This window comes from Streptomyces graminilatus (assembly GCF_001418565.1).
In the GTDB taxonomy this organism is placed as follows: domain Bacteria; phylum Actinomycetota; class Actinomycetes; order Streptomycetales; family Streptomycetaceae; genus Streptomyces; species Streptomyces graminilatus.
This window is the reverse complement of record NZ_LIQQ01000058.1, coordinates 1-6,056: the sequence shown is the minus strand read 5'-3', so window position 1 is coordinate 6,056 and position 6,056 is coordinate 1. Positions and strand designations below refer to the sequence as shown.

6 protein-coding genes are annotated in these 6,056 nt (G+C 70.3%); all 6 read left to right on the top strand.

Going from position 1 to position 6,056, the window contains the following annotated elements:
• Nucleotides 1-112: 112 nt before the first annotated feature.
• The 6 genes from AOK08_RS06525 to AOK08_RS06500 all read left to right on the top strand — a co-directional run bounded on the left by AOK08_RS06525 (nt 113) and on the right by AOK08_RS06500 (nt 6,008).
• A complete protein-coding gene (locus AOK08_RS06525) occupies nt 113-1,588 on the top strand; it encodes an MFS transporter (RefSeq protein ID WP_055524484.1) in 1,476 nt (491 codons plus the stop codon).
• 40 nt (nt 1,589-1,628) lie between these two features.
• Nucleotides 1,629-1,829 carry a ribbon-helix-helix protein, CopG family gene (locus AOK08_RS06520; RefSeq protein WP_055524483.1) on the top strand — a complete coding sequence of 67 codons (201 nt, stop codon included), beginning with the start codon at nt 1,629-1,631 and terminating at the stop codon, nt 1,827-1,829.
• Entirely contained in the window at nt 1,826-2,215 is a 390-nt protein-coding gene (locus tag AOK08_RS06515; RefSeq protein WP_055524482.1) for a type II toxin-antitoxin system death-on-curing family toxin, read from the top strand. The genes AOK08_RS06520 and AOK08_RS06515 overlap by 4 nt, the downstream gene beginning before the upstream one ends.
• Before the next feature lie 151 nt (nt 2,216-2,366).
• Nucleotides 2,367-4,172 carry a DEAD/DEAH box helicase gene (locus AOK08_RS06510; RefSeq protein ID WP_055524481.1) on the top strand — a complete coding sequence of 602 codons (1,806 nt, stop codon included), beginning with the start codon at nt 2,367-2,369 and terminating at the stop codon, nt 4,170-4,172.
• A gap of 328 nt (nt 4,173-4,500) precedes the next feature.
• Entirely contained in the window at nt 4,501-5,142 is a 642-nt protein-coding gene (locus tag AOK08_RS06505; RefSeq protein WP_055524480.1) for an IclR family transcriptional regulator, read from the top strand.
• Between the two features lie 74 nt (nt 5,143-5,216).
• Nucleotides 5,217-6,008, top strand: a complete 792-nt coding sequence (locus tag AOK08_RS06500) for a S16 family serine protease (RefSeq protein WP_055524479.1) — start codon at nt 5,217-5,219, stop codon at nt 6,006-6,008.
• The last annotated feature ends 48 nt before the right edge of the window (nt 6,009-6,056 follow it).

Sequence of the window (6,056 nt, the reverse complement as noted above, 5' to 3'; positions counted from 1 at the left end):
GTCGTGGGGCATCCGCGTCGGCGGTGTCCGGGCGGGTGTACGACCAAGGTCCTGGGGCGGGTCCTCCCTCCGACAGGGGTCAAGGTAGGAGACGGCCCTTACGCTGGCCTGCATGACCTCACTGGAACCGGGCGACACCGGCGTCGCCGCCGACACCGCCGACGCGGATGCCCCACGACCCTTGGCCGCCGTACCCGGTGAGGGGGTGCTCGGGCGTTCCTATCGGGCGCTCAGTATCGGGATCGTCTCCGTCGTGCTGCTTATCGCCTTCGAGGCGACCGCCGTGGCGACGGCCATGCCCGTTGCCGCGCGGGAGCTGGACGGGGTGTCGCTGTACGCGTTCGCGTTCTCCGGGTACTTCACCACCAGTTTGTTCGGCATGGTGCTCGCCGGGCAGTGGTCCGACCGCAAGGGGCCGCTCGGGGCGCTGACCGCCGGTATCGCTGCCTTCGCCGCCGGGTTGCTGTTGTCCGGGACCGCCGGGGTCATGTGGCTGTTCATTGCCGGGCGGGCCGTGCAGGGGCTGGGGGGCGGGCTGGTGATCGTCGCCCTGTATGTCGTGGTCGGGCGGGCCTATCCGGAGCGGTTGCGGGCCGCCATCATGGCCGCGTTCGCCGCCAGTTGGGTTGTGCCGTCTGTTGTTGGGCCGCTTGCCGCCGGTGCCGTTACCGAGCAGCTCGGGTGGCGGTGGGTGTTCGTCGGGATTCCCGTGCTTGTGGTGTTTCCGCTTGGGCTTGCGCTGCCTCAGATACGGCGGCTCGCCGGCGGGGCCGTGAAGAAGGGGGAGCGGCGGGACGAGCGGGGGGATCGGCGGCGTATTCGGCTTGCCCTCGGGATTTCGTTCGGTGCCGGGCTGCTTCAGTTCGCCGCTCAGGATCTGCGGTGGGTTTCGTTTCTTCCCGGGCTTCTTGGGGTCGCTCTGCTCGTGCCCGCCGTCCTTGGGCTGCTGCCGCGCGGGACCTATCGGGCCGCGCGTGGGCTGCCGTCCGTCGTGTTGTTGCGTGGCGTGGCCGCCGGGTCGTTCATCGCCGCCGAGTCCTTCATCCCGTTGATGCTCGTCACGCAGCGCGGGCTGTCGCCGACCATGGCCGGGTTCTCGCTCGCGGCCGGCGGGGTGACCTGGGCGCTGGGGTCGTACGTGCAGGCTCGGCCGCGGATGGAGCCGTACCGGGAGCGGGCGATGACGTACGGGATGGTCGTCGTCGCCGCCTCCATCGCCGCCGCGCCCGCCGTGCTGATCGATGCCGTGCCGGTGTGGACCCTCGCGGTGGTGTGGGCGTTCGGGTGCTTCGGGATGGGGCTGGTCATCTCCAGTGCCAGCGTGCTGCTGCTTCATCTCTCCGCGCCCGAGGAGACCGGCGCCAACTCCGCCTCCCTGCAGATCTCCGACGCGCTCTCCAACGTGGTGCTGCTGGCCGGCGGGGGTGCGGCATTCGCCGCGCTGGGCGGGGGGACGGTGGCTCATGCCTCCGCCGGGTCGGCCGGCGGTTCGCATCCGGGCGCCTTCGCCGCTGTGTTTCTGCCTATGGCGGGGGTGGCGTTGGTGGGGGCTTGGGTGACTACGAGGGTGCGGGCCGCTTCTTCCTGAGTGGGACTGGTCTGGCCTCATTTGCCGCTACCGTTTTGGTATGGCTATGAATCTGCGCCTCCGCGACGATCAGACGCGAGCTCTGCGGCTGCGTGCCGAGGAGGAGGGCGTGAGTATGCACGCCATCGTGCTGCGGGCCGTGGACGACTACCTGGCCAGAACGGCTCACGAGGCGCTGGTCCGTAAGGCCGCCAAGGAGCAGACCGCCAAGTGGGCCGAACTGCTGGAGCGGCTCAAGTGACGTGCGTCTATCTGTCGGCAGAGGAGGTTGTGGGCCTCTCCGTACTCGCTGTCGAGGGCCCGCGCGTCCTTGTGCGCGACGTGGGTCTGGTGGCGGCAGCCGCGCATCGTCCCTCGGCCATGCCGCTCGGGCAGGAGGCGTACACCGATCTGTTCGACAAGGCGGCGGCGTTCCTGCAGTCGCTCGCCAAGGACCGCCCCTTCGTCGACGGCAACAAGCGCACCGCGTGGACCTCCTGCGTCGTATTCCTGGCCCTGAACGACGTACAACTGCGCCCCGACATCGATGCCGCCGAACATCTGGTGAGGGCGGTGGCCTCCGGCGGCGTGGACGAGGTCAAGGTCATTTCCCAGATGCTGCGGGAGCTGGCCGAGCCGTCGGTGTGACCTGAGTCCCATCCCCGGGTCCCCCCGCGTCGTACGCACGTTGACCGGACCGGGCCGCCGGTAGGGTGGCCCGGTTGTCATACGTAGCCTCAGCCGCAGCACTCGCACCGCTGACCGCCGTAGAGCCGCCCGACCCACCACCCCGGAGACCGTGACTACCACCGCCGCCAGCGCTTCCCCCGGCACCGCCCATCACCTCTCACCCGCCTTCCCCGGCCGTGCCCCCTGGGGTACCGCGAGCAAGCTGCGCGCCTGGCAGCAGGGGGCGATGGAGAAGTACGTCCAGGAGCAGCCGCGTGACTTCCTTGCCGTCGCCACCCCCGGCGCCGGCAAGACGACGTTCGCGCTGACCCTCGCCTCCTGGCTGCTGCACCACCATGTCGTCCAGCAGGTGACCGTGGTCGCGCCCACCGAGCATCTGAAGAAGCAGTGGGCCGAGGCGGCGGCGCGGATAGGGATCAAGCTCGATCCCGAGTACAGCGCCGGGCCGCTCAGCAAGGAGTATCAGGGCGTTGCCGTGACGTACGCGGGTGTTGGCGTGCGGCCCATGCTGCATCGCAATCGCTGTGAGCAGCGCAAGACGCTCGTCATTCTTGACGAGATCCACCATGCCGGAGACTCCAAGTCCTGGGGCGAGGCCTGTCTTGAGGCGTTCGAGCCCGCCACCCGGCGGCTCGCGCTCACCGGTACGCCCTTCCGGTCCGACACCAACCCCATCCCCTTTGTCACCTATGAAGAGGGGAACGACGGGATTCGGCGGTCGTCCGCCGACTACACCTACGGGTACGGGAACGCGCTCGCCGACCATGTCGTGCGGCCCGTCATCTTCCTGTCCTACAGCGGGCAGATGCGGTGGCGGACAAAGGCTGGTGATGAAATCGCCGCTCGGCTCGGCGAGCCTATGACCAAGGACGCCGTCTCGCAGGCCTGGCGTACGGCCCTCGATCCGCGCGGTGAGTGGATGCCGAGCGTGCTGCGCGCCGCAGACAAGCGGCTGACCGAGGTGCGCAAGGGCATCCCGGACGCCGGGGCGCTCGTCATCGCCACCGATCAGGAGTCGGCTCGTGCCTACGCCAAGCTGATCCGCGACATCACGGGTACCAGGGCCACCGTCGTCCTTTCCGACGACACCGGCGCCTCCGACCGCATCGACGAGTTCGCCCACAACGACTCCCGCTGGATGGTCGCCGTCCGCATGGTGTCCGAGGGCGTGGACGTGCCTCGGCTCGCGGTCGGGGTGTACGCCACCACCATCTCCACGCCCCTCTTCTTCGCCCAGGCCGTCGGGCGCTTCGTACGGTCCCGGCGGCGCGGTGAGACCGCCTCCGTCTTCCTGCCGACCGTCCCCGACCTCCTCACCTTCGCCAACGAGATGGAGGTCGAGCGCGACCACGCCCTCGACAAGCCCAAGAAGGAGGGCGAGGAGGACCCGTACACCGAGTCCGAGAAGGAGATGGAGGAGGCGAACCGGGAGGAGGACGAGGACACCGGCGAGCAGGAGCAGTTCTCCTTCGAGGCGCTGGAGTCCGACGCCGTCTTCGACCGGGTGCTGTACGACGGTGCCGAGTTCGGCATGCAGGCGCACCCGGGGAGCGAGGAGGAGCAGGACTACCTCGGGATTCCGGGGCTGCTGGAGCCCGATCAGGTGCAGATGCTGCTGCAGAAGCGGCAGGCCCGGCAGATCGCGCACAGTCGCAAGAAGCCCGACGGTGAGGCCGATCTCCTCGAACTGCCCGCCGAGCGGCGGCCCGTGGTCTCCCACAAGGAGATGCTGGAGCTGCGCAAGCAGCTCAACACGATGGTCGGCGCGTACGTCCATCAGACCGGCAAGCCGCACGGTGTGATCCACACCGAGCTGCGGCGGGCCTGTGGTGGACCGCCGAGCGCGGAGGCGACCGCGGGACAGCTGCGGCAGCGCATCGCCAAGGTGCAGGAGTGGGCGACCCGGATGCGGTGACGGCCGCAGGCGGGTGTGTGGGGTGAGGGGGGCGTGTGCGGTGGTGCACACGCCCGCTCATATCGGGAGGAAGCGCTGCAGTCCGTACGGACCGGTGACCGGATTCTGGACGGAGCCTTCCGCTGAGCGAACTCCCTTCGCTACTGTCCCCGCAACGCACACACGCCCCGTGGCAGCGCCGCCGCGGAGCGCAGTCGTGACGCGACAGTGTCCGGGAGAGCCCTGGGCCGCCGCCGATCGGCCGCCTCTGAGGCGCGTCGCCCACGGGACCGGTGACGCATCCGCCGTCAGGGAGTGGCCGACCTCACCACGTGAAGGAGTGGGCGTCGTGACCGCGGAGACCTCCCAGACGCTCGACCGGGGACTGCGCGTCCTCAAGCTGCTCGCCGACACCGACCACGGGCTGACCGTCACCGAACTGTCGACCCGGCTCGGCGTGAACCGGACCGTCGTGTACCGCCTGCTGGCCACCCTGGAACAGCACGCGCTCATACGCCGTGATCTGGGCGGCCGGGCCAGGGTGGGGCTGGGGGTGCTGCGGCTCGGGCGCCAGGTGCACCCGCTCGTACGGGAAGCCGCGCTGCCCGCGCTCAGGTCGCTGGCCGAGGACATAGGCGCCACCGCCCACCTGACCCTGGTCGACGGGACGGAGGCGCTCGCCGTGGCCGTCGTGGAACCGTCCTGGACCGACTACCACGTGGCGTACCGGGCCGGTTTCCGGCACCCTCTGGAGCGGGGCGCGGCCGGCAAGGCCATCCTCGCCGCCCGGCAGCAGCCCCCCGCCGACCCCGGATACACCCTCACGCACGGCGAGTTGGAGGCCGGCGCGAGCGGGGCCGCGGCTCCGCTGATCGGTGTGACGGGGGTCGAGGGGAGTGTCGGCGTCGTGATGCTCGCCGACGCGGTGCCCGAGCGGGTGGGGCCGCGGGTCATGGACGCGGCCCGGGAAGTGTCCGAGGCGCTGCGCTGATCACGGGGTTCCGGTGAGGGAGGGGCGGGGTGGCCGCCCCAGGCCGGAAGCGGGCCCCGCGTTAGATTGACCTCGTGCTCTCTCGTCTCACGCGCCCCTGGGCCGTCGCCGTCTGTGCCCTGCCCGTCGTGGCGCTGCTCGCCACGGCCGCGTTCGCGCCGCTGCCGTTCGCCGTGGCGCAGCCCGGTATGACGGCGAACGTGCTCGGCGACAACAACGGCGACGCGGTCATCACGATCACCGGCGCGAAGACCCGCGAGACGCGCGGCGAACTGCGTATGACGACGATCGAGGCGACCGGCCCGGACACCCATGTGAACCTCGGCGACGTACTCGACGGCTGGTTCCGTACCGACCGGGCCGTGATGCCGCGTGACGCGGTCTACCCGAGCGGCGACACCACCAAGGAGATCGAGCAGCACAACACGGCCCAGATGAAGGAGTCGCAGGACGCGGCGACCGAGGCGGCCCTGAAGTACCTCGACGAGGACTCCGGCAAGGTCAAGGTCACGCTGAAGCTGTCCGACGTCGGCGGCCCGAGCGCCGGGCTCCTGTTCTCCCTCGGCGTCGTCGACAAACTCGACGGCAACGGCAAGGGCGGCGACCTGACCGGCGGTCGCACCGTCGCCGGTACGGGGACCATCGACCCGGACGGCACGGTGGGTGCGGTGGGGGGCGTGGCCTTGAAGACGCAGGCCGCGCGGCGGGACGGTGCGAGCGTTTTTCTGGTGCCCAGGGCTGAGTGCTCGGACGCGAAGTCGGAGTTGCCCAAGGGGCTGCGGTTGATTCCGGTTACGTCCCTCAAGGGGGCGATCGGGGCGTTGGGGGCGTTGGAGACGGGGCGGGGGAAGGTACCGAGCTGCTAGCTCCGCTGGTTCGGCGGTTCTATGGGTGCGGGCCCGGTGGGGGCTTGT

Excerpts from the sequence above, each read along its gene's own strand:
- AOK08_RS06525 (WP_055524484.1), top strand. The coding sequence starts at position 113 with ATGACCTCACTGGAACCGGGCGACACCGGCGTCGCCGCCGACACCGCC.
- AOK08_RS06520 (WP_055524483.1), top strand. The coding sequence starts at position 1,629 with ATGGCTATGAATCTGCGCCTCCGCGACGATCAGACGCGAGCTCTGCGG.